Source organism: Cytobacillus firmus (assembly GCF_023715565.1).
Taxonomy (GTDB): Bacteria; Bacillota; Bacilli; order Bacillales; family Cytobacillaceae; genus Cytobacillus; species Cytobacillus firmus_C.
Map to the genome: position 1 here is coordinate 1 of NZ_JAMBOJ010000076.1, position 22959 is coordinate 22959.

Sequence of the window (22959 nt, forward strand, 5' to 3'; positions counted from 1 at the left end):
GATTGTAATAATAAAGTGAAACAAACATTGATTTAATAATAAAAAAGGAGGTTCTAAATCGCTTGCGATTTAAACCTCCAAATGTATTACTATTTACTGTTTTCTCCCTCTGAACCGAACCCGTTAAATCTCACTAGGCAGTCTTCTTTAATCCAGCTCTTTTTCTTTATATTTCTCTGTTGCTTTTTTCAGTGCTTTTAAAAAATCTTTATAGTTTTCGGTCTGCTGCTTTCGGTTGTTCATGGCAAAGTCATGGTCTTTAAAGAAGCTTTTCCTCAGCTTCGTTGAAAGCTCCAGCTGCACTCCCCCGCCCTTTTTGCCGCGGTTCACAATGTTTTTCTTGCCTGTTCCGCCAAGCCGGTCAGGTGCATTTTCCACATCAAACCCCGCATCTTCGAGGGCATCTTTTACATACTTCTTATACTTCTTATTTCTGCCGCCAACATAGACTTTTTCCTCATTCACATCCCGGTGACCATGAATTGAAAGGCTAGTTATGGCCTTCTCCGCCATTTGAACACCAGCCGGCTCATCATAGAGGGTAGATGTTATATGGAGAATTCTGTTGTCTTTTAGTTTCAGCCCCTCAAAGATATAGGTGCTTGCATCAAGCCTTTCACCCAAGTCCTCTGCCAATTCGCCGGTCCCGATTTCAATATTGCCCCCATGTATCGCAAAGATGGCCACTTCAGGCTTGCGCTCAAAGATCTTGATACGGTAATCGATATTCTCTTTTTCATATTTTTTCAATTCGGCAAAGCTGCGATATTCTTCAGGTCCCGAATTGCCTGGCAGACATGATTTGATGATAAGTATCAGCAATATAATAACGATGCTAAAAAGACTTATGCGCAACACGGAAAAAACTCCTAACTATAAGAAGAAGTAAGCAGATATAGTTCCGCTTACTTCTATGACTTTTTATGCTTGTCCATTTTGATGCTGCTCAATTTTCTTCTGTTCATCAGGTGTTAACGTATCTGTGCGTTTAAGTGTGTTCATTGTGATTAATAAAGTTCCAACAAGTACGACTGGCAAGATCCATCCTGTTACTTTTTTAACTGTGTTCATGTCCCTATTTCCCCTTTTCTTTTTCTGCTCTCCAAATGCCGTTTCTCCGCGGATCGCCCGCACCGGACATTGTTTTTTCTTTTCGGCTCATAATGAGCCCTTGAACTCCCCCATAAAACATAGGAGAAGATTTATGAATAACCTGATAACCTCGATTCTCTAACTCTGACAAAACATCCTGAGGGAATTCAGATTCCGTATAGATTATGCTGTCTTCAAATGTAAAACGGTTACGATTCACCATTTCCTGAAGGTCCCCTTCTCCCCTTGCATAGGAGTAAATGACCTGCATGAGGATCTGCGGAATTCTGTTTCCTCCAGGCGAACCAATCCCGATGACTTCATCAGGGCTTATCATGACGGTAGGGGCTGTAAATGTTCTTGACCGCTTATTGGGAGCTTCCCCATTGATTCCGCCACTTGCGAAATTCTTCAGCTGGTCATTCAAAAAGAAACCCTTTGTATACGCCCCGGAACCGAAATAGTTACTTAAGGTATTGGTCGCGGAAATCACCGTTCCCTCCTGATCCATGACTACAAAGTGGGTCGTGCTTTCATGCTCTTCCTCTTCCTCCGCATGCCCGCTAGCCTTAGCCAGCTTATCCTCGAGAAGTGAAATGTGTTCATCTGTGATGTACTTTGACATTTCCCCGGCAGTTACACCGTCTCCAATGTGCGTCCTGCGATCTTCATAGGATACTTTTGCAATCTTACCGATTCTGTCGATGTAATCAGCCTGATCCCGAGAATTCAAGCCGGTCTCCTCCGCCAGCTTCAGCATTTGAAGCAAGGTTGTTCCCGAAAAAGGAGGGGGAGCCGTGAATACTTCATAGCCTGCAAATGATCCCTGAACCGGATCCGCATGCTTAACCTTATACCTCTTAAAATCATCAAGCGGAATGCCGGTTTTTGCTTTGACCGCTTTCGCTATATCTCCCTGATAAAAGCCTGCACTGCCTTTTTCCTGAATCATTCTCAGCGTTTTTGCCAGATCCTTTTGAACAAGAATTTCCCCGGGCAGTATGGCTTTACCTTTAGGATAAAAGATACTCGTACTGTCTGAATACACTCTGTATTTGGCTGTCTCCAGCCGATGGGAAAATCCCCGGTCAACCTCAAACCCATTTTCCGCATATTTAACGGCCGGATAGATCAGTTTCTTCATATCAATAGTGCCGTATTCTTGATGAACTTCCTCCATCCCGGCTACCAGTCCGGGAACACCGGAGACTCCGCTGCCGTTATAATTTGAAGGAGAGATTTCCCTGTAATCGATAAAGTCAGGTTCACCCTCATCAGGAATGACCAGCATTCCCCCGCCGCCGCCAATTCCTGAGGCGAACGGTTCAACAACGCCCAAGATGTAGGAAATGGCAATGGCAGCATCTGCTGCATTGCCTCCATTCTTCAAGACATCCATCCCGACATCAACTGCAATCGGATGTGAGGCACTGACCCCATAGAATACTTCGGTTTGAGTTTTCAAAGTGCTTTTTTCAGGGGGCACGCTCGTACAACCGGTTAACAGGCAAACAGAAACAATCATTTGCCAAAAAGTTCGGTTTCTCAATACGGTGCCCCCTTAAAAATTAATTTTCTTTTTCCTGTCTTTTTTTCATGCGATCAATTACATGCTTATGATTGGCAATAATCTCGATTTTATTATCCTTCTTGGACCAATATACATTTTCAGCGGTTTCTTTCGTCAATTGATTAAACACCCGAAGCTGGTCAAAATAGCCTGTGGCCAACCTTGGTGCAGCTTCTTCTATTTGAAGAGGAATCACATCGATTGCTGCTGTACCATCTTCCGTCAAGTTGTACTGGACCATCGCAGAATCCTTTGTACGAGTCCACCCCTGATCAAATACGAAATTGCCTAGGCTGTAAAAGATGATTCCATCTTTGTATACATCAAACGATTGAAGCACATGGGGATGATGCCCGATGATGATGTCAGCCCCGGCATCGACCATTGCTTTCGCCAGTGCTTTCTGGCGGGGAGTAGCTTCCGTGTCATACTCCTGTCCCCAGTGAACATTAACCACAACCAAATCGGCATTTCCATGGTTTTCATTTTTCGCCTTTTCAATCATGTCAAATAACACATCAGGATTTGCACTCAATAGACCGTTTCGGTCTTTTGTCGCAATCGAACCCTCTACAAATGCGTCGGTGAAACCAAGCGTTGCCACACGAACGCCATTTACATCCTGATAGTTGATATGCTCTTTGGCCTCTTTGCGATTTTCTCCTCCGCCAACATAATCCATGTTGTAGCGGTTAAACACATCCAAGGTGTCGCGAAGCCCTTCTTCTCCGTAATCCATCAAGTGGTTATTGGCAAGGTTCATGACCGTAAAGCCTGCATTTTTAACCGCATGGATGGCATCCATATCAGTGCGCAGATGAATGCTTTTATCTGTTTTTTCATATTTATTTACATCATCTTTTAAGATGGGATGCTCAAAGTTCCCGCTCACATAATCAGAAGCATCAAAATACGGCTTTACATGACGGAATAGATAATCGGCACCGTGCCTTTTCGTCACTTCTTCCACATGCCGACCCATCATCACGTCGCCGACCATCGTCATCGTCAGCTTCTGATCTTTCCGCGGTTCAATGTCCTTCACTTCATCTGTTCTCCCAATCCATGTCGAAGCGACCAGGAAGATAACCAGAATCGGTAAAACAACAGCACTATAGCGAAGGTTTTTATACTTCGTCCTTTTGATAAAAATAAGCAGTTTTTCCTGAAAATTTAAGGTTCGCTTCATTCCATTCACTTCCCTAGAACAAGTAGTACACGTTCATGATTCCGAACGTTAAGCCGGATAACAGAAGCGTACTGCCAAGTGTTAATGGCATACCTTGTTTTTGAATTGTGTTGGCGATTAATCCTGGTACAATGATCCCGATTCCGCGGAATTCAAAGATCTCAAATGGCATGACCGGGTAAAAATAATCCAGGACCAGCTTCAGGCAAATCCCGGTTATCAGCATGGCAGCAAATTTTCTTCTGCCATATAAAATCACCCATCTGCCAATGCCGTGTGTCACAATCAAATAAGTTAAGATACTAATTAATAAGACCACAACCATAAATACGGGCTGGTTAAAAACCAGTGCTAAATATCCAGGCACAACAAGGCCTGCAGGCAAGACACCTGTTTTTTCTGTAAAAATAAGACTTAGTGTTACACCCAAAACAAGGGCAACATATAAATCGGCACCAAACATTTGTATCCCTCCCCCTTAACTTGCTTTTCTTTTAATATCCATTCTTTTAATGGCGTCGATCAGCGGTTCTGCTGAACCATGAATATTTCCGACCCCATACACTATTCTGTTTTCCAAATAAGGCTCAAGTTCAGCTATAATTTCTTCCGTTGAATAATCTTCCAGATCCAGATAAACTTTTGTATCCAGCTTACCTTCCTCATGGGCATCTGTGATCGGCTCAGTTGTCTGGCCTATGGCCACCACAACCTCGGATTTAATATAAGGAAGAACATCACGTGCAAACTGTTCCGTACGATCCACCCTGTCTGCACGGCAGTTCATGATGACAATTGGTGATTCTGTGCTGTACCCCAGAGTGCTCACACGCTCCCAGATTCTTAAAGTAGATGACGCATCATTAGCTGCAAAGCCATTCACAAAGAAGGACGGATTGGCATTGTCGCCAAAACGGGTAATCCTCATTGCTCCCGGGTCAGGATGCGCATTCAGCATTCCCCGGAATGCCGTTTCTTCATCAATTCCAAGCGCCTCGGCCACTGCCAATGCAAGGGACGCATTATCAGGGAATACCATGTAATCAAATTTACGCAGGAATTCCTCTGTAATTCTGGAGTTGTCCGCTACAATTACTTTCGTGTTCCGTTCCTCCGCAATCTTCCTGAACATGTCCAGATACTCACTCTCGATCGTAACCAGGTGGCCATTATAAGGAATGGTTGCCGTAAAAGCTTCCGCCACCTCGTCAAGAGTAGGACCCATCACATCCATATGATCTTCAAGCACATTCACGATTACTCCTATATTGGCCTGGATCATTTTGTTCTGAAATGTCAGCTGATAATCAGGCTGTACAGCCATACATTCGCAAACAAGCGCTTCTGTTCCAAGCTCAGCCACCTCTTCGACAACCCGGCGCTGCTCACCGATATTGGGACCTTCCGGCCGGCGCTTAATCGGTTTTTCCTCATCTGTATGCCAGTAGATCATCCGGGCTGAGGTACCCGTAGTTTTCCCGACTGTTTTATATTCTGCCTCTTGAATCACACCAGTGATCAGACGTGTAACGGTCGACTTTCCACGTATACCGTTCACATTTACACGGACCGGGATTGAATCCAGCCTCTTCTGGTGCTTTCGCTGCTCCACTATTCCATAGATAATAAGGAATAACGAACATATTATGATGAGAGCCATTTGAACAACCTCTCTTTGGATTTATTTTTAACACTGTACAAGGCTACATGGTTTCAAACCTGTATACAACCCGGAAATTATACTAAAATACTGAATGGGTCTTCTATAACCGTTAACGGCTCTGACGGGGACTCTACACCTTTTCACATTGATACTTTATGATTAGATATCTATTAAACTTTGTATTTATATGTTTATATTTCTTTAAATGTAAGGAAACTGGAATGTTAATATAATTTGGGTTTGAAGTATAATTGTGTAATTGGAAGGGTTTTTTAGGTTGTGATTTAATCCAAAGAAGCCCTGCAGAATCTCTGCAGGGCTTCTTTAATCGTACTATTTAGCTAAACCGTTCCCTTTTTTCATTTTCCCTAGACTGTAAGTATGACATGGATTCAAGCAATAGCGCTTTCCCAATCCAGTTTTGTTTATATATAATTTTTCTTTGACCTGTCAACTATACCCTCCATAAAATTGACTTTGTATTAACATAGGACTAATGGCTCCAATTCAAATCAGAGGGTTTTGCTATCTGACCTTTCTTGCCCGAAAGAATGCAAAAATTCTAACTTGACTTTCAATTTGCTATCAAAAGAGAGGAGATACTAATGAATACAACTAAAGAAAAAACAGTTTATTTGATTTCAGGCCCCTGCGGAGTCGGTAAATCCACCCTTGCCAAGCTGCTTGCTCAAAACACACCAAAAAGTGCTCTTATCAAAGGAGATGACTACTTATCCATGTACGGAGAAGGGTCTGAACCGCCTTGGGCTGAGATGTTAGCCATCATGTGGAAAAATATCATTTCGACAACACAAATACTAATTCAGCACGATTACAGTGTTATTATTGATACAGTTATTGAAGATGAGCTGGAATGGTTTTGCAGACAGTTTGCCCATCAGAATCTCCATATTAAATATGCAGTATTACGAGCGGATGAAAGCAAGTTAATCGAACGCTTAAAAAAACGGGGAGATCCACAGTTAATAGACCGTTCCCTCTTTTTGCTGAAACAGTTGGAAAACACACCGGTTAATACGCCCTACCTTTATGATACTTCACATAAAATGCCAGATGAAATCGCAAAGGATATTATTAACCTTTCACAATTTAATTTGGTCAATCAATAGCAGTTCATACTTAATGAAGGGTGGAGCTGATACTATTGGACAAACCAGTACAGAAAAAGTATTCTGATTTGAATAATAGCAAAGGAGATGCTCTCTCGGGCATCTCCTTTATGTAAAGCGGAGTACATCTAGTTTTAAATTTTATAAATCCTTGCTTCAAAAGGCCTCAGGATGAACTTTTGTGCTAATTCTTCCTCGGGAACTTCCACATAATTTGCAAGCAGAAGTTCTTTCCCGTCATGTGCAATCTCCGGTAATTTGACCTCATTTGTTCTTTCACTATGATTAAGGACTATCAGCCAGGTAACTTCCCATAAAGACCGGGTATAGATATACAATTCTTCTTGGCCATCAGAGAGATCCTCATAATCCCCATAAACCATGACTTCATTTTCTTTCCGCAATGAAATCAGCTTTTTATAATAACAGAAGACAGAATCCGGCGTTTCAAGCTCCCTTTTTACATTGATCTCTTTGTAGTTCGGGTTTACTTTTATCCATGGACTACCGCTTGTGAAACCGGCGTTTTCGCTGTCATCCCACTGTACAGGTGTCCGTGAGTTATCTCTGCTTAAAGGCTGCAGATCTTTAAGGACTTGAACAGGATCTTCTCCTCGTTCAACCAGCTCATTGTACTTATTTTTCATAGCGATATCGCGGTAGTCCGAAATATCTTCGAAACATACACCGGTCATTCCTATTTCTTCCCCTTGAAAAATATAAGGAGTTCCCGGCATGGTATGAACGAGTGTACCGAGTAATTTAGCCGATTCTGCACGGTATTCCCCATCATTTCCATATCTGGTCACCTGCCGGGTATGATCGTGGTTGTTTAAAAACTGGGAGTTCCAGCCTTTCCCCTTTAATCCTTCATACCACTTCTTCTGAATTTCCTTATAGCGCAGCATATCCCAGGATGGCATATCATCAGCCACCTGAAAATGGAATAAGGTATGAAGTTCATTTCGATCTTCCCCAACGTATAATAAGCCATCTTCAGGGGTGACAAATGGGATTTCTCCCACTGTCATGATGTCATAATGCTTAAGGACTTCACGGTTCATTTCCTGCAGGTACTCATGGATTCCAGGGTTATTGCCTAAGTAGGAGAGGTCATAAGGGTCAGCAGCATCCCTAAAGCCTTTCTGTTTTGCCAGCAGATTAATAACATCCATACGGAATCCATCTATTCCTTTATCAAGCCAAAAGCGCATGATTTTGTAGATTTCTTCGCGCACTTCGGGATTTTCCCAGTTCAGGTCAGGCTGTTCTGCAGCAAATGAATGGAAGTAATATTGGCCCGTTTTCTCCTCCCATGTCCAAGGAGAGGGAGCGAAGTAGGAGCGCCAATTGTTTGGTTCTTTTCCATCTTTAGCATCTTTCCAGATATACCAGTCTCTTTTCGGATTATCCTCTGATGCCCTGGACTCCAGAAACCATGGATGCTGATCTGACGTGTGATTAACGACTAAGTCCATTATTATTTTCATACCAAGGTTATGAACTTCTGTGATTAGCCGCTCGACAGTTTGCATATCCCCTGCCTTTTCCATGACCCCATAATAATCTGAGATATCATACCCATTATCTTTGTCAGGTGATTGATACATTGGATTCAGCCAGATGACATCTGCCCCAAGATCTTTAATGTAATGCAGCTTTGACAAAAGGCCTTCCAGGTCTCCGATTCCATCTCCATTGGAGTCATAGAAACTTCTCCAATACACCTGATAGACCACTGCTTCTTTCCACCATGTTTTTTTCATGAAAATTCCCCCGCCTTTACATCAACTGGTCAGTTTGATGAAATAATTTCCCGGATAAAGCAATTCTCTTTTAATAGATTGCTTCTTAACTCTTCCGCATTAAGTGCTTTAGGGTGGATGCCCTGATCGACAGACATCGCTGCGGCCATGCCGGCTGCCTGGCCCATTGCATAGCATGTCGGCTGAATGCGGAGGGAGGAATGTGCTTCATGTGTAGAAGAAATGCATCTCCCCGCTACCAAAAGGTTATCGAAATCCTTTGGAAGCAAACAGCGGTACGGAATGTCATACCATTGACCCTTCGGCAGAATCACCTTCTCAGTCCCGGCCCCTGTTGGATTATGAATATCAATCATATAGGAACAGGAAGCAATCGCATCATCAAACTTTCGGCATTCCAATACATCATCAGCCGTTAAAACATATTCACCCATTATCCGGCGTGATTCACGAATGCCAATTTGCGGGCCTGTCGTAACCAGGTAAGAGCTTTCAAACCCTTCCACGTTTTCCTGCATGTATTCAACAATCTCTTTGACTTGCCTTCTGCCTTCGATTTCAGCTCTCGTTAAATCATCCACATCCAGAGCATCCACGTTGACGATACGGGTCATATTGATCATGACCTCTCCTTCACGGGGCATCTTAAAAAATAATACCCTTCCCTGTGGAAGCCTTTCATCTTCAACGGCATATTCACAAGCTTTTTTCCGGTTTGTGACTCCGCCCATTTTGAACATAATGCTGGCAGGCTGACACTGGCCATCAGACTCACGTCCAATCTTGAATTCCGCTCCTGCTCTTGCTGCCAGGTCTCCATCCCCCGTACAATCAATGAATGATTTTGCTTTTAACAGCTGGCGTCCCGATTTACTTTCAATGATTATTCCTGAAATCAGATTCCCCTCTGTTACCGCATCCACCACAAAAGAATGGAATTGAAGCCTGACCCCGCTTTCGAGTGCCATTTCATTCAGGACATATTTATACACTTCAGGATCAAAGGACCAGGAATGCCCGCCTCCTCCGAATGCTCCCGCTTCCTTCAAGCGATCAATCATTTCCTGAAAGATGCCTTTAACGAGCTGGGTTTTCCCTGAAGAAAAGCTCATAAACGGATTTACAAGTGCAGCTGAGCCCATTCCTCCTAAAAAACCATTGCGTTCAAGCAGGATCGTATCGGCACCCTGCCTTGCTGATGCGATGGCTGCTGCAACCCCTGCAGGACCACCGCCTGCTACGATTACATCGGCATGTTTTGAGATCTCTATGTTTTTTATCTGAGTATACATTTCCATTTCCAATTCCCCCTATCCCTTTACTCCTGATGATGCAATTCCTTCTACTAAATAACGCTGAAAAACAATAAAGATTAAAGCAATCGGAATCATGGATAAGGCAGATGCAGCCATTAAAAGATTCCATTTCACTTCATACTGCCCCTGGAACTGCGTTAAAGCGACTTGAAGCGTCATCATATCTGGTGAATCCAGCATAATTAATGGCCATAAAAATTCATTCCAGGCTCCAAGAAACGTTAAGATTCCCAGGGTGACCAGTGCCGGTTTGGTTAAAGGCAAAATAATCTGCCAGAAAATCCGGAATTCCGAGCATCCGTCAATCCGGGCCGCTTCCATCAGCTCAGTTGGAATGGTGCTCATAAACTGCCTCATCAGGAAAACCCCATAAGCGTTTGCCACCAGCGGCAGGATAACAGACCAATAAGAATTTAATAAACCGATTTTTGACATCATCAGAAAGATCGGAATCATGATGACTTGCATGGGAATCATCATCGTTCCCAGAAATAACAGAAAGAGCAGCTTCTTTCCCATAAAGTTAAATTTCGCAAACGTGTATCCCGCCAAAGAACAGATAAATAAGGTAATGACTGTTGTTAATACTGATATAATCGACGTGTTAATAAAATATTGAGTGAAATCTCCCGAGTTCCATGCTGCTATAAAATTTCCCCAATTTGCATCCTTTGGCAGGAATGTAGGAGGACTTGTAAAGATTTCATTATTGGGCTTCAAAGCACTTGAAATCATCCAGACAAATGGAACAAGCATCCCAATTGAACCTAATATCAAAAATGCATATAAAGGTATTCGCTTTAACATCTCTCTGCTTCTATTGCTCAAAGAAGGTCCCTCCTAGAATTCACTGTCGGATTTAAACACTCTCATTTGAACCAGCGTTAAAATAAATAGAATGATAAAGAATACATATGCTGCAGCAGATGCATACCCCATATCAAATCGCTGGAATGCCTCCTGATAAATATAATGAACAAGAACCATTGTGCTTGTGCCAGGTCCGCCGCCTGTTATGACATACGCCAGATCAAATATTTTAAATGAACCGATTAACGTAATGATGAGTACAAATAGAGTTGTAGGCTTCAGGAGCTGTACGGTAATATGCCAAAATTTCTGCCAGGAACTAGCGCCATCGATTTCTGCAGCTTCGTATACACTGCTCGGAATGGCCTGTAGACCGGCAAGAAATAACAGCAGGTTGCTCCCCAGCCCTTTCCAGATACTTACGATTATCAGAACAATCATGGCCTGATCTGAGTCAATCAGCATATTCTGCAGAGGCAAGCCAAGCTTTTCTAATACATAGTTGATAAATCCGTAGCTTGGACTAAACATCCATTGCCAGACCAATCCGACGACAACCATGGAAAGAACGACCGGGAAGAAAAAGGCAGCCCGGTAAAATCCTAAGCCCCTTATCTTCTGATTCAAAAGCACCGCAATAAATAAAGCGATGGCTACCTTTAAAGGAACAGAAAGAGAGAAGATTAGCGTGTTCTTAATCGAAATCCAGAAAAGCGGATCTTTGAATAGACGCACATAGTTTTCAACGCCTACAAATTCGGGCGTTCCAATCATTCCCCATTGGTGGAAGCTCATAAAGAAAGCAAATAAAACCGGGAAGAATAAAAATAGGGAGAAAATAAGAAGAACAGGTGACATAAATCCAAACGGAGTTAACTTTTGTTTCCATTTATATCGTTTTGCCGATAGATGTTTGCGTCCCTCTTTCACTTCTATTGACCTGACTAAATCCATGTAATATCACCCCTGGAATTAGAAAGGAGGGGAAGCTGCCCCTCCATCCTTCATTATTTTTTCAGCACCGAATTGTTTATTTGTTTTTCCATAGATTCAGCAGCTTCTTTTGGAGACTTTTCACCTAAGATTACTGATTGCATTTCGCTCGTCAGTATGGATTTATAGCCTACGTATTCAGGAATTGAGAAATCTTTCACCGCAAATTCAGGAACACTATTAATCTCGTTAATAATGGTTTGCATCCCTTCATCAATGGCCCCATAATCCACAGATCCCTGTGCACTTGTACGGGTAGGAACCACGCCTTCTTTCGCAGCAAACTCAGCCATTTTCTCTTCGCTTGTTAAGTATTTCATCAGCTTAATTGCTTCTTTTGGATGCTTTGTCTCTTTAAAGGAAACAATATTTGCTCCGCCAAGCTTCGTTGCTGTTTCTTCTTTTTTCGGCAGGTATGTCACGCCATAGTCAAACCCTTGAATATCTTCTTCAAACGAGTTGATCAGCCCAGAGAAAGTAATAACCATTGGCAGCTGACCCTGCTTAAATAGCTCATCTGATTTTTCTGACCCGATAAAGGACTCTTTGGAAGCCAGACCCTTATCAAATAATGATTTGAAAAATTCGATGGACTCAATGGAGGAAGCAGAATTGATTCCCGCAGATTTTTGATCTTCACTTAAAACAGTTCCCTTATTTTGATAAAGGAATGGAAGGAATTGTGATACATCACTTCCTGTGCTGACACCATATTTTAAGTTGTTGGCACTTTTTACTTTTTCCGCAGCTGCAGCGAACTCTTCCCAGTTCCATGTTGTTTCAATGGAATCAGGTACTTTCACGCCAGCTTTTTCAAAAAGATCTTTATTATAGAAAACGGCAATGCTGTCTGTAAAATGAGGGACCCCCACTACTTTATCTCCATTCTTTACACTCACAAGAGCAGAAGGGGGAAAATCATCTTTCTCATCCTTAAGATCGCCGGAAACATCCAGAAGCAGATCCATATTGGCATATCGCTGAGTTGCAAGTACTGGAGTGTATAATAAGTCAGGTGTTCTGCCCCCAGCAATCATGGTTTCAATTTTTTCAAAGAATTGATCTAAAGGAATTTTTTCAACGTTTACTTTGATGTCGGGATTTTCTTTTTCAAATTCCTTAATTTGCTCTACAAGAGTTGGGCTGTCATTATTAAGGATGAAGCGGAGCTCGACTTTTCCATCTTCACCGCCCCCGCTCTTACCTCCTCCGCAAGCGCTTACAAACAAAGATAAAATAAGGACGAATGCGAACAGCAAAGACAGTTTACTTTTTCTTAACATCTTAATCCTCCTCAAAAAATATGAATTTATAATTTTTTACATGAATCATTTTTCATAAAGTGAAGATCGATAAAATTAGCCTTAGGCGTTTCATTTCCTTCCAGTAAAGAAATCGCCATCCTTGCTGCCTCCTTGCCCAGCTCCACCTTAGGGATTCGGATAGTGGAAAGCTCCAGCCCAATAAAGTCATTATACTGTTCATTAAGCTCCTGGTTATCATCAAATCCAATAACAGAGATATCCTCAGGAATCTGAAGGCCTGCTTCCTTAATGGCAGTTGTTGCCCCAATCGTTGCATACGTGTTGTTAATAATCACAGCTGTTGGCTTCTGCTTCAGCAATTCTTTCATCGCATTGTATCCATCCAATTGCGTCTGGCTCTCTTCGAAAACAAGCTGAGGATTATAGACAACATGGTGCTTAAATAGCGCTTCCTGGTAGCCGAGCAATTTATCATAGTCAGGTTCAATGATTCTTGATTGTCCTATGAACCCTATTTTCGTATGACCCAGCTCTATTAAGTGTTCAGCTGCCATCCTTGTGCCTTTCACATAATCAGGAGATATGTAATAAGGATGAATTCCTTCAATCTCCCTCTTTCCGATAAAGACATATGGAAATCCTTTTTCATGTACATTCCTGATATCGTGCTGATTAATCTTTACACCCATGAATATCACACCGTCAACAAAGCTGGAATGAGTGATCCGATCGCTGTATGATTGATCTTCACGATTTGCGAAAACCAGCAGATCATACCCTAATTCAGATGCCCCCTTCTGAACTCCGTTAATAATCTCATTATAAAAAGCAGGGTGGACGCCTTGTTCGGTGTATACGACAAGCCCAAGAATGTTCGTTTTTTTCCTTGCAAGACTTCTGGCAATTAAATTGGGCTGATAATTAAGTTCTTTTATTGCCTTTAATACTTTTTGCCTGGTTTTCTCTGACACATTACCGCTATTATTGATGACTCTGGATACGGTCATGTTAGAGACTCCGGCAGCTTTTGCTACTTCTATTAAATTTGAACTTCGAGTCACCGGCATCATCCTTCTTACTCTTTCTCAAAAATGTTAACGTTAACATTTTTATTGATAAAAAAACACTTAAACAAAAGATATTATGTTAGCGTTAACATAATGATAGACTTTTCGGAAATGACTGTCAATATAAAATTCCCTCTTTTTTTTGGCTGTTTTCACAAAGTTTGTTGCTATTTATATTATATTTACGGAGTTGATTATAGTGGAAGGTGCGAGATCATTCTCTTCGTGCGGTGTTTACTCAAGGTAGCTTATTCAACGTCCTACGGGAGTAGCGGGACAGGTGGTTGGAGACCCCACAGACGCGTAGCGTCGAGGAGGCTCACCGCCCGCCCCATGGTTCGCTGAGCATCCTCTCACTGCAAACAACGGACAACATTGATAAACGAAAAACAACAATTTACACGAAAAGAGCCTTTATTTTTTATCTTTTACACTGGTTTACAGATTATTGAACAGAAAAATGCCGGTCACACAGGACCGGCATCCAATATATCATTCATGTTAGAACAAATGGCAAGCCACCCAATGGTTCGGCTTAGCTTCTTTCCAAACTGGAATAGTGCTGGCACACATTTCTTCAGCATGCGGGCAGCGAGTCCGAAAGCGGCATCCGCTTGGAGGATTGCTTGGACTTGGCAGATCTCCTTCCAGGACAATACGTTCTCTTGTTTTCTCCCTGTCAGGGTCCGGAACGGGAACAGCTGACAGCAGTGCCTGGGTATAAGGATGAAGGGGTACATCATATAAATCATCCGATGATGCCAGTTCAACAAGATTTCCAAGATACATCACGCCGACCCGGTCACTGATATGCTTGACCATGGATAAGTCATGCGCAATAAACAGATACGTGAGCCCGCGTTCTCTCTGGAGCTTTTTCAGGAGATTGACCACTTGGGCCTGAATCGAGACGTCCAATGCACTAATTGGCTCATCCGCTATAATAAATTCCGGCTCAACTGCAAGTGCCCTTGCGATTCCGATTCGCTGACGCTGTCCGCCGGAAAATTCATGCGGGTAGCGATTGGCATGGTCTTTGTTCAAACCAACTGTCTCCAGCAGTTCATATACCTTCTGTCTTCTTTCTTCCTTATTTGATGCCAGTCCGTGTATATCAATTCCTTCAGCAATAATATCCGCTACTGTTTTTCTCGGATTAAGGGACGCATATGGATCCTGAAAGATCATCTGGACTTTGCGGTTAAAATCAAGTATCTCTTTCGGATTCTTCTTGCCGTGCACCTTTTCGTTTTGAAAAAGCACTTTCGCCGCCTGTAGCTTCATAGAGCCGCATAATGGTTCTTCCCGCTGTTGATTTTCCACAGCCGGATTCACCAACCAATCCAAGCGTCTCACCCTTATAAACTGTAAAGGATAAATTATCTACTGCTTTTAAGACCTCATTTTTCCCTGTATGAAAGTACTTCTTAAGGTTTTTGATTTCAACTAACGTCTCCTGGACTGCTGCTTTAACATCCGGTGTATTTTGAACAGGTTTCGTTACTGCTCTAGGCTTTTTATTTATAACATATGGCTTTTCAACCTTAGGCGCTTTCCCATGAAGCAGCCATGTAGCCGCATAATGTGTATCAGACAGTTTAAACATTGGCGGTTCCCGCAAGTAGTCTACCTTAAGTGCAAACTCATTTCTTTCTGCAAAAGCATCTCCCTTTGGCGGGTTCAGAAGGTCAGGTGGAGTTCCGGGAATTGCCACAAGTTCACCCCTTGTTTCCATATTCGGCATAGAGCCGAGAAGCCCCCAAGTATATGGATGCTGAGGTTTGTAAAAGACTTCCTCTACAGTCCCGGTCTCCACAATTTTGCCTGCATACATGACCGCCACTCTATCCGCAATATTTGCAACTACTCCCAGGTCATGCGTGATGATAATAATGGATGTACCCATCTTTCTTTGAATATCTTTCATCAGATCTAAAATTTGAGCCTGAATGGTCACATCCAGAGCAGTGGTGGGTTCATCTGCAATCAGCACTTTCGGATTGCAGGCTAAAGCGATTGCAATCACGACACGCTGCCTCATACCGCCTGAGAATTGGTGAGGATACTGCTTGATCCGGACTTCCGCATTTGGAATGCCTACAAGCTTTAATAGATCAATAGCCTTTAAAGCCGATCGTTTTTTATCAATCTTTTGATGAGTCATAAGACTCTCAATGATCTGATTCCCAATTGTCATCGTAGGGTTCAGGGCTGTCATTGGATCCTGAAAAATCATGGATATCTCGGAGCCTCTGACTTTTTGCATTTCTTTTTCTGAGTAATGAACCAGGTTTTTCCCTTCAAAAAGGATTTCCCCGTCGTCAATTTTGGCCGAGTTGCCTGGAAGAAGCTTCATAATAGTTTTAGAAGTAACTGACTTTCCTGACCCGGACTCCCCTACAATCGCCAGGGTCTCACCCTTTTTCAAAAATAAATTGACGCCTCTTACAGCCTGTACCCTGCCTGCATATGTACTAAAGGAAACATGGAGATTCTTTAATTCAAGCAATTTTTCCACATGGTCTCACTCCTTTACCTTAGCTTCCTGTCAGCATTCGTTCTCCTGTGACAATTGAAAGTTTGCTTCTATATGTCCAATCCGATCTTTTCTGGCATTTAATACCGGCGTATTCACATATTCGGACAGCTGCTGATAAATATGCTCATCCCCGATGCCGAGCTGCTTCAACACTTCCATTGTGGCTACACTCACCGCCCGGGCATTTCCATCCTCTACCTTGATGGCAATACCAAGGCCAGTCTCCACATCGCCCAGACATTGAACGCCTTCTGCTCCGGCTTTCGCAGCAATGCGCCCATTAAATGCTTTCATTAAATCTGTATCAAACCGATTTGTTCCGCCGACCATTTCAGGGTGCTTCGTCATGGCTTTTCGTATTCTTTCAAGCGCACGCGGGCGTTCCCCTTCACTCCAGACATATGGCTGAGCCAGCCTGGCAAAGCCCATAGCCGCATGTTTCAGTGGAAGCCTGTGAACCGGTACACCACAGCCATCCACACTTATATCGATCTGGTCTTTCGGATAGCCGCATACGTCTTCAATCACATCCAAAATCCGCTGCTGATGGGGGTGCGTTACTTCCCGGTAACTGTCCACATCCTCACTCATGTGGACAACGGCTGTCAGCATCCCTGAGTGCTTTCCTGAGCAATTGCTAAAAACAGGCGTGAGCTCACCGCCGCTGCGGACAAGCTCGTTGTAGCTTTCCATGTCCCTCGGAATATGAGTGCCGCACTGCAGCGCTGTTTCCTCTAAATGGGTCCTGCTCAAAATATTCATGACACGGCTTCTGTGAAAATGCTCCCCGCTATGGGACGCACAAATAAGAGAAAGATCCGCTTCCTCATATTGAAATCGGTCTGCTGCACCCGTCTCAACAACGGCTACTGCCTGAAATGGCTTCATCGACGATCTCGGAAATGTCATCCTCCCCGGGTCACCGTACGAATAGAGGACCTCGCCCTTCCCATTCACAACAGCCACATGGATATTGTGCGTGCTCTCAACGAACGGTCCACGATAAACCACAATTGGGTTTTCCATATTATCCTCTCCACATCTAGTATTCTTGAAGTCTATTTCCTCATTTTCGGATCGAGCGCATCACGAAGGCCGTCAGCTAAAATATTGAAGCTAACCATAATGCCCACAATCACTATCGCAGGATAAAGCAGCAGATAGAAGTGATTTCTCATCCCTTTAAATCCATCGTTAATCAGTACCCCTAATGATGCCAGAGGTTCCTGCAGACCCAGCCCGATAAAACTCAGGAATGCCTCTGTAAAAATGGCCGAAGGAATGGTGAACATCATATTAATAACAATCAACCCCATTACATTCGGTATCAAGTGGTGAAGAATTAGCCGTTTATTCCCTGAGCCAAGCGATCGGGCTGCCAGTACAAACTCCTGTTCCTTTAGTTTGAAAATCTGTGCCCGGACAAGCCTCGCCATATTTACCCAGCCTGTAATAACCATTGCAATGGTTATGGTAAAGATCCCTGGTTTCATCAGCATTATTAATAAAATAATGATAATTAAATTCGGAATCCCTACGAGGATTTCGATTACACGCTGCATAGCGTTATCCACTTTTCCGCCAAGCATAGCGGATATCGCTCCATATGTGACCCCAATCAGGAGATCAAGAAATGCCGCCAGCACAGCAATATATAAAGAAATTCGTGTTCCTTCCCAAACCCTTGTCCACTGATCTCGGCCAAACTTATCCGTACCCAGCCAGTGCTCTGCACCTGGAGGCTGATAAGCTGCAGAATAGTCTGTTTCATAGTACTTATAACCATTCATATAAGGTCCAAAAATCGCAAGGAGCAGAATAACAGTTAAAACGATCAGACTAATAACAGCACCTTTATTTTTTTTCAGCCTCATCCAGCTGTCTTTAAATGCAGACAAAGGCGGACGGTTTATTTTTTCACTATCCTCCGCCCTTCTGCCAACTATTTCAAATAGGTCATCAGATAATTCCTCATCGTTCAAAAGCGGTTCAGCGTTCTTCATATCACTCACTCCTTTGCCCCGCTAATGCGAATTCTCGGATCAATAACACCATACATGAGATCGATGACAAGCATAGTCAGTACAAAAAATGCGCTATAGAAAAGCGTCAGCCCCATTATGGTTGTATAATCGTTTACTTTTATAGAATCGACAAAGAGGCTTCCGATGCCCGGTACCCCAAAGATATTTTCAATAACCAGTGACCCTGTCAATAAGCTGACAACAATAGGCCCCAGAATCGTAATAACCGGAATTAAGGCATTGCGAATTGCGTGCTTATAGATGACTTTGAACTGACTTAACCCTTTTGCTCTTGCTGTCAGCATATAGTCCTGCTGAAGAACCTCCAGCATTTCATTTCTCGTAAAACGGGCTATTAAGGCAATGACAATAAGAGACAATGCCAATGTCGGCATGATAGAACTTGAGTAGGACTCCCAAAATGCCACAGGCAGGAGACCCATTTTCAAGCCCACATAATATTGTAAGAGAGCCGCAAATACAAAGTTAGGAACCGATACCCCCAATACAGCAACGAGCATCGTGGAAAAATCCCACATTGTATTGTGCTTAAAGGCTGCGATAATCCCAAGAACAATTCCAACAGTAAATCCAAGCAGAACAGCCTGGAAACCAAGCAGGGCAGATGGGCCGATACGGCTGGCGATCAGACCGCTGACATCTTGTCCTTTAAAATAAAAGGAATCGCCCATTTCCCCTCGGACCAGATTTGTTAAATAAAGGATGTATTGCTCATGCAAGGGTTTATCCAATCCATATTTCGCGTAAAATTCCATCCTTTGCTCTTCCGATAAACTGGAAAGCCTTTCTTCATCAAAAGGTGAACCTGGAAGCTGCTTCATTAAGAAGAAAGTAGCCGTGGCAATTATGTATAAAGTTATAAGAATATTAATGACCCGAAAAAAAAGATACTTTTTCAATTTTCACACCTCCACTAGTTGCAGGGTTTATTCAATAAGAAAATGCACAAACTCCCGCCCTGCCGACCGATGGAGCCTGGAGCCGGACAGTAAACGGGGTTAAAAAAACAGGGAGAGAAACTCCTTCTCTCCCCGCTCACCCCTCTTATTGAACAGTTGCCCATTTTAAATCTGGTGAAGCTCCATATGGATGAGTGACCAAACCTTTTAGGTAAGGCTTTTGAAGGAATGATAAACCATCGTAGTATAACGGCCCAAGTGCTCCATCTTCAAGAATCAGCTTTTCAGCTTCAAGAAGTTTTTCAATACGGGACTGATTATCCGCATCTTCAGCTGCCGAATTAACTAATTCTTTATATTTCTCGTTTACATAATTTCCGCGGAAGAATGGATTGGATGGATTTGCCCATAGATCCAAATACGTCATGGAATCATTGTAGTCTGCACCCCAGCGGTTAACAGCCATTTGATAATCGTCCGCTCTCATCGAATCAAGACGGGCGCTGTAAGGCTGCGTGTCCAGGCTGATATCAATGCCTAAATTCTTTTTATATTCACTTTGAAGGAAAGTACCTGTATCCTTTGAAACAGTGTCATCCGAGATCAGCAATTCAATTTCAGGTGTTTTCCCCAGCTCTTCTACACCCTTTTCCCAAAGCTCTTTTGCCTTTTCAGCATCAGGTTTAAAAACATCTCCCTGAAGCTCGCGGAAGGATTTCCCTTCAACTCCAGCCATGTCTGAAGCAATCAGTCCATAAGCAGGCTCCGATCCGTTATTTAAAACCACACTAGTTAAGACTTCAGGATCATAGCCCAATTGCAGGGCTTTAAGAATGTTCTTATTCTGAAATGGCTCTTTTCCAAGGTTAAATTGGATGAAATACGTTCTGAATTCTGTTTCAGTATTAAATTCTGGGCTATCTTTATAGCTGTCTACATCTGCTGATGACAGGTAGACTTTATCAAGCTCGCCTGCTTCATAAAGATTAAGGGCGGTGCTTTGCTCCTTAATGACTTTCATGTTGACTTGTTCAAGCGCTACACTTTCTTTATCCCAGTATTCTTGGTTCTTATCCATTGATACTCCCTTTGCCTGGTCATACGCAGTCAGGACAAATGGACCGTTATACAAAATCGAATCATATGTTAAAGCAAACTTGTCACCTTGCTCAGACACAAATTTTTCATTAAGCGGGAAATACGTCACGAAAGCTGTAAGACCAAGGAAGAACGGAGTCGGCTGAATAAGTTCTACTACAAGTGTCTTGTCATCCCTCACTTCAATCGCAACAGCATCAGCTTCAGCCTCACCTGCAGCAAACTCTGCTCCACCTTTAATATAATCAGTCAAAATGCTTGCATACGCACCTGCAGTATCAGGGTGCATGGAACGCAGCCATGAATATTTGAAGTCATTGGCTGTAACCGGATCTCCGTTGCTCCACTTAATGCCTTCTCTTAATGTAAATGTATAGGTCAGCCCATCCTCAGACTTTTCATAGCTCTCGGCCATAGCTGGCTGGGGTTCATTGTTTTCGTCTAAGCGATACAAACCTTCCATTACATTATTTAAAACAGCAAATGAAATTGCATCTGTTGTTTTAACTTGGTTCAAATCGGGAATGTCATTATCCAAGCTCAAGTTAAGAACATTTTCACTTTTTCCTTCTGCCTGCTCTTCTTGCTTGTCTCCTTCTTTATTCTCTCCTGATTCTGTTGAAGATTTGCCGCTGAAATTACAGCCGGCCAATAGAACCATAAGTCCAATTAGCAGGATAGAAATCTTTTTTGTCCATGCAGCATTCATTTTTTTACCCCCTAGAAATTTATAAACATTAATTATGCAAGTAGTGTGCCAACTTTATAAATCCTTATTTTATTGTCATTATTTGAAATAATCTGTCAACTAGACGTTTAATTGGTTACCCAGTTTGAATGATTAAGAGGAATTATAAGCTAATTGGGTAACCTCTTTTCTATATCAATGCTGATTTTTCATAACAATCGTTTTGGTATATTACTTGCATATTAGATAGGTATGAATTAAGGGAGGCGAAATACATGAATTGGAAACAGGAAGTTTTTAATAGAAAAGAAGAATTAATAGAGGAATTATCCCGGCTGCTTTCTATAAAGAGTGTAAAAGATCTCTCTGGCCAGTCAGAAGAGGCACCTATGGGGAGCGGCGTTAAGGAAGCACTGGATTTTATGCTTCAGACAGCAGAAAGGGACGGGTTTAGAACAAAAAATATCGATGGCTACGCCGGGTTTGCTGAATGGGGACCTGAAGAAGCAAAAGATTATATTGCGATTCTCTGTCATCTGGACGTGGTTCTTGCCACTGGAGAGTGGGAATCCGATCCTTTTTCTCCTGAAATCAGAAACGGAAAGCTATATGCCCGGGGAGCAATAGATGACAAAGGCCCCACTATGGCTGCCTATTATGCTCTTAAAATCATCAAAGAAAGCGGTTTGCCCTTAAAGCATAGAATAAGAGTTATCTTTGGTACGGATGAAGAAAGCGGCATGTCATGCATGAAAAGATATATGCAAATGGAGCCAGAAGCATTAACAGGCTTTGCTCCTGATGCAGAATTCCCGATTATCCACGCTGAGAAAGGGCAGATCAATGCGATCCTCAAGCTTAAAGAAAAGCCAGGTGAGCAGCATGGCCCAATTACTTTAAGAAGCTTTTATGCGGGTGAAAAAGGGAATATGGTACCTGACAAAGCAATGGCACTTGTAAGCGGGGCTGGACTGGAAACTCTTAAAGAAACGTTCATCACATATGGCAAACAGGAGGACCTTGAAATAAAAGCTGAACTGGTAAAAGATACACTCTCACTTGCCTTAACTGGAAAATCTGCACATGGGATGGAGCCTTTTGAAGGAATCAATGCAGCTTCCAAGCTAGCCCAATTTTTAGCAGGGAAAGTCCCGCACCCATTCGTGACATTTGTTTCTGAATGCCTCGCTGATGATCACTATGGGAAAAAATTAGGAATCTCCTTTTCCGATGAGATTACCGGTCCGCTCACCGTAAATTCGGGAATTTTCCGCTTCACACAAAACCTGGAAGGCATGGTTGCTCTTAATGTCCGCTGCCCCGTTGAGACACCGTACTTAAGAACCATCGAAAAACTAAGCGAAACGACTCTAAAATACGGCTTTGAAATAGAAGAAATCAGAGAGAATAAGCCACACCATGTACCAAATGATAGTCCAGTTATCAAAATTCTGCAGAAAGCCTATGAACAAGAAACGGGTGAACAGGCCGAACTTCTGACCACCGGCGGCGCAACCTATGCCCGTTTCATAAACAGCGGGGTAGCCTTCGGCGCCGTTTTTCCCGGAAAGGAAAACACCGCACATCAGAAGGATGAATACATTGAGCTAGATGATTTATGCAGTGCTGCCGCCATTTACGCGAGGGCGATCTATGATTTAGCTAATCATTAAAGGCAAAAAAGCAAGTGTAGCTAACACTTGCTTCAGACTGTCGACAAACTCGATGAAAATCGTACTTGTCGACAGTCTTTTTTGATTTAAAATAGAAGTAATACAATGCTTGAGGTGATTAATATGCTTTCTAAACATAATCCAATTCAACGAGAT

At 42.7% G+C, this 22959-nt stretch carries 18 protein-coding genes and 2 pseudogenes; 2 read left to right on the forward strand and 18 right to left on the reverse strand.

The window, feature by feature from the left end:
* Nucleotides 1-147: 147 nt before the first annotated feature.
* From M3205_RS22275 to pgsB, 6 genes are all read right to left on the reverse strand, one after another.
* A complete protein-coding gene (locus M3205_RS22275) occupies nucleotides 148-858 on the reverse strand; it encodes a poly-gamma-glutamate hydrolase family protein (RefSeq protein WP_251171889.1) in 711 nt (236 codons plus the stop codon).
* Between the two features lie 63 nt (nucleotides 859-921).
* On the reverse strand, nucleotides 922-1071 hold the full coding sequence (locus M3205_RS22280) for a CapE family protein (protein WP_251171890.1): 150 nt from the start codon (nucleotides 1069-1071) through the stop codon (nucleotides 922-924).
* A gap of 4 nt (nucleotides 1072-1075) precedes the next feature.
* Complete coding sequence (locus M3205_RS22285) at nucleotides 1076-2641, reverse strand: gamma-glutamyltransferase family protein (RefSeq protein WP_251171891.1); 1566 nt, start codon at nucleotides 2639-2641, stop codon at nucleotides 1076-1078.
* A gap of 19 nt (nucleotides 2642-2660) precedes the next feature.
* The gene (locus M3205_RS22290; protein ID WP_251171892.1) at nucleotides 2661-3851 is read right to left on the reverse strand and encodes a CapA family protein; all 1191 of its coding nucleotides are present in this window, start codon (nucleotides 3849-3851) and stop codon (nucleotides 2661-2663) included.
* Nucleotides 3852-3864: 13 nt separating this feature from the next.
* Complete coding sequence (gene pgsC, locus M3205_RS22295) at nucleotides 3865-4314, reverse strand: poly-gamma-glutamate biosynthesis protein PgsC (RefSeq protein ID WP_251171893.1); 450 nt, start codon at nucleotides 4312-4314, stop codon at nucleotides 3865-3867.
* A 15-nt stretch (nucleotides 4315-4329) separates the two neighbouring features.
* Nucleotides 4330-5511, reverse strand: coding sequence for a poly-gamma-glutamate synthase PgsB (gene pgsB / locus M3205_RS22300; protein ID WP_251171894.1), 1182 nt, complete (start codon nucleotides 5509-5511; stop codon nucleotides 4330-4332).
* Between the two features lie 608 nt (nucleotides 5512-6119).
* On the opposite strand from pgsB, the gene M3205_RS22305 reads away from it, so the two are divergent.
* Nucleotides 6120-6644 carry an AAA family ATPase gene (locus tag M3205_RS22305; RefSeq protein WP_251171895.1) on the forward strand — a complete coding sequence of 175 codons (525 nt, stop codon included), beginning with the start codon at nucleotides 6120-6122 and terminating at the stop codon, nucleotides 6642-6644.
* Between the two features lie 134 nt (nucleotides 6645-6778).
* Here the strand turns inward: M3205_RS22305 and M3205_RS22310 are convergent, their stop codons facing one another.
* From M3205_RS22310 to M3205_RS22365, 12 genes and pseudogenes are all read right to left on the reverse strand, one after another.
* Nucleotides 6779-8410 carry a glycoside hydrolase family 13 protein gene (locus M3205_RS22310; RefSeq protein ID WP_251171896.1) on the reverse strand — a complete coding sequence of 544 codons (1632 nt, stop codon included), beginning with the start codon at nucleotides 8408-8410 and terminating at the stop codon, nucleotides 6779-6781.
* Between the two features lie 29 nt (nucleotides 8411-8439).
* Nucleotides 8440-9708, reverse strand: a complete 1269-nt coding sequence (locus M3205_RS22315) for an FAD-dependent oxidoreductase (protein WP_251171897.1) — start codon at nucleotides 9706-9708, stop codon at nucleotides 8440-8442.
* 12 nt (nucleotides 9709-9720) lie between these two features.
* A complete protein-coding gene (locus M3205_RS22320; RefSeq protein ID WP_251171898.1) occupies nucleotides 9721-10554 on the reverse strand; it encodes a carbohydrate ABC transporter permease in 834 nt (277 codons plus the stop codon).
* Nucleotides 10555-10566: 12 nt separating this feature from the next.
* Nucleotides 10567-11490 (reverse strand): carbohydrate ABC transporter permease, encoded by a 924-nt coding sequence (locus M3205_RS22325; RefSeq protein WP_251171899.1) that lies wholly within the window; start codon nucleotides 11488-11490, stop codon nucleotides 10567-10569.
* 53 nt (nucleotides 11491-11543) lie between these two features.
* Nucleotides 11544-12812, reverse strand: a complete 1269-nt coding sequence (locus M3205_RS22330) for an ABC transporter substrate-binding protein (RefSeq protein ID WP_251171900.1) — start codon at nucleotides 12810-12812, stop codon at nucleotides 11544-11546.
* 26 nt (nucleotides 12813-12838) lie between these two features.
* Nucleotides 12839-13855, reverse strand: coding sequence for a LacI family DNA-binding transcriptional regulator (locus tag M3205_RS22335; RefSeq protein ID WP_251171901.1), 1017 nt, complete (start codon nucleotides 13853-13855; stop codon nucleotides 12839-12841).
* Between the two features lie 507 nt (nucleotides 13856-14362).
* A pseudogene (locus M3205_RS22340) lies at nucleotides 14363-15302 on the reverse strand (ABC transporter ATP-binding protein).
* Nucleotides 15303-15488: 186 nt separating this feature from the next.
* Nucleotides 15489-16379 (reverse strand): annotated as a pseudogene (locus M3205_RS22345) (ABC transporter ATP-binding protein); the annotation flags it as partial.
* Nucleotides 16380-16409: 30 nt separating this feature from the next.
* Nucleotides 16410-17426, reverse strand: coding sequence for an asparaginase (locus tag M3205_RS22350; protein ID WP_251171902.1), 1017 nt, complete (start codon nucleotides 17424-17426; stop codon nucleotides 16410-16412).
* A gap of 32 nt (nucleotides 17427-17458) precedes the next feature.
* Nucleotides 17459-18403, reverse strand: a complete 945-nt coding sequence (locus M3205_RS22355) for an ABC transporter permease (RefSeq protein WP_251171903.1) — start codon at nucleotides 18401-18403, stop codon at nucleotides 17459-17461.
* A gap of 5 nt (nucleotides 18404-18408) precedes the next feature.
* The gene (locus M3205_RS22360) at nucleotides 18409-19344 is read right to left on the reverse strand and encodes an ABC transporter permease (RefSeq protein ID WP_251171904.1); all 936 of its coding nucleotides are present in this window, start codon (nucleotides 19342-19344) and stop codon (nucleotides 18409-18411) included.
* Between the two features lie 145 nt (nucleotides 19345-19489).
* Complete coding sequence (locus tag M3205_RS22365; RefSeq protein WP_251171905.1) at nucleotides 19490-21151, reverse strand: peptide ABC transporter substrate-binding protein; 1662 nt, start codon at nucleotides 21149-21151, stop codon at nucleotides 19490-19492.
* 254 nt (nucleotides 21152-21405) lie between these two features.
* Here M3205_RS22365 and pepV point away from each other — a divergent pair, with 254 nt between their 5' ends.
* Nucleotides 21406-22803 carry a dipeptidase PepV gene (gene pepV, locus M3205_RS22370; protein WP_251171906.1) on the forward strand — a complete coding sequence of 466 codons (1398 nt, stop codon included), beginning with the start codon at nucleotides 21406-21408 and terminating at the stop codon, nucleotides 22801-22803.
* Nucleotides 22804-22959 lie beyond the last annotated feature (156 nt).

Excerpts from the sequence above, each read along its gene's own strand:
- M3205_RS22365 (WP_251171905.1), bottom strand. The coding sequence starts at position 21,151 with ATGAATGCTGCATGGACAAAAAAGATTTCTATCCTGCTAATTGGACTT.
- M3205_RS22325 (WP_251171899.1), bottom strand. The coding sequence starts at position 11,490 with ATGGATTTAGTCAGGTCAATAGAAGTGAAAGAGGGACGCAAACATCTA.
- M3205_RS22315 (WP_251171897.1), bottom strand. The coding sequence starts at position 9,708 with ATGGAAATGTATACTCAGATAAAAAACATAGAGATCTCAAAACATGCC.
- M3205_RS22280 (WP_251171890.1), bottom strand. The coding sequence starts at position 1,071 with ATGAACACAGTTAAAAAAGTAACAGGATGGATCTTGCCAGTCGTACTT.
- M3205_RS22330 (WP_251171900.1), bottom strand. The coding sequence starts at position 12,812 with ATGTTAAGAAAAAGTAAACTGTCTTTGCTGTTCGCATTCGTCCTTATT.
- M3205_RS22290 (WP_251171892.1), bottom strand. The coding sequence starts at position 3,851 with ATGAAGCGAACCTTAAATTTTCAGGAAAAACTGCTTATTTTTATCAAA.
- pepV (WP_251171906.1), top strand. The coding sequence starts at position 21,406 with ATGAATTGGAAACAGGAAGTTTTTAATAGAAAAGAAGAATTAATAGAG.
- pgsC (WP_251171893.1), bottom strand. The coding sequence starts at position 4,314 with ATGTTTGGTGCCGATTTATATGTTGCCCTTGTTTTGGGTGTAACACTA.
- M3205_RS22305 (WP_251171895.1), top strand. The coding sequence starts at position 6,120 with ATGAATACAACTAAAGAAAAAACAGTTTATTTGATTTCAGGCCCCTGC.
- M3205_RS22355 (WP_251171903.1), bottom strand. The coding sequence starts at position 18,403 with ATGAAGAACGCTGAACCGCTTTTGAACGATGAGGAATTATCTGATGAC.
- M3205_RS22350 (WP_251171902.1), bottom strand. The coding sequence starts at position 17,426 with ATGGAAAACCCAATTGTGGTTTATCGTGGACCGTTCGTTGAGAGCACG.
- M3205_RS22310 (WP_251171896.1), bottom strand. The coding sequence starts at position 8,410 with ATGAAAAAAACATGGTGGAAAGAAGCAGTGGTCTATCAGGTGTATTGG.
- pgsB (WP_251171894.1), bottom strand. The coding sequence starts at position 5,511 with ATGGCTCTCATCATAATATGTTCGTTATTCCTTATTATCTATGGAATA.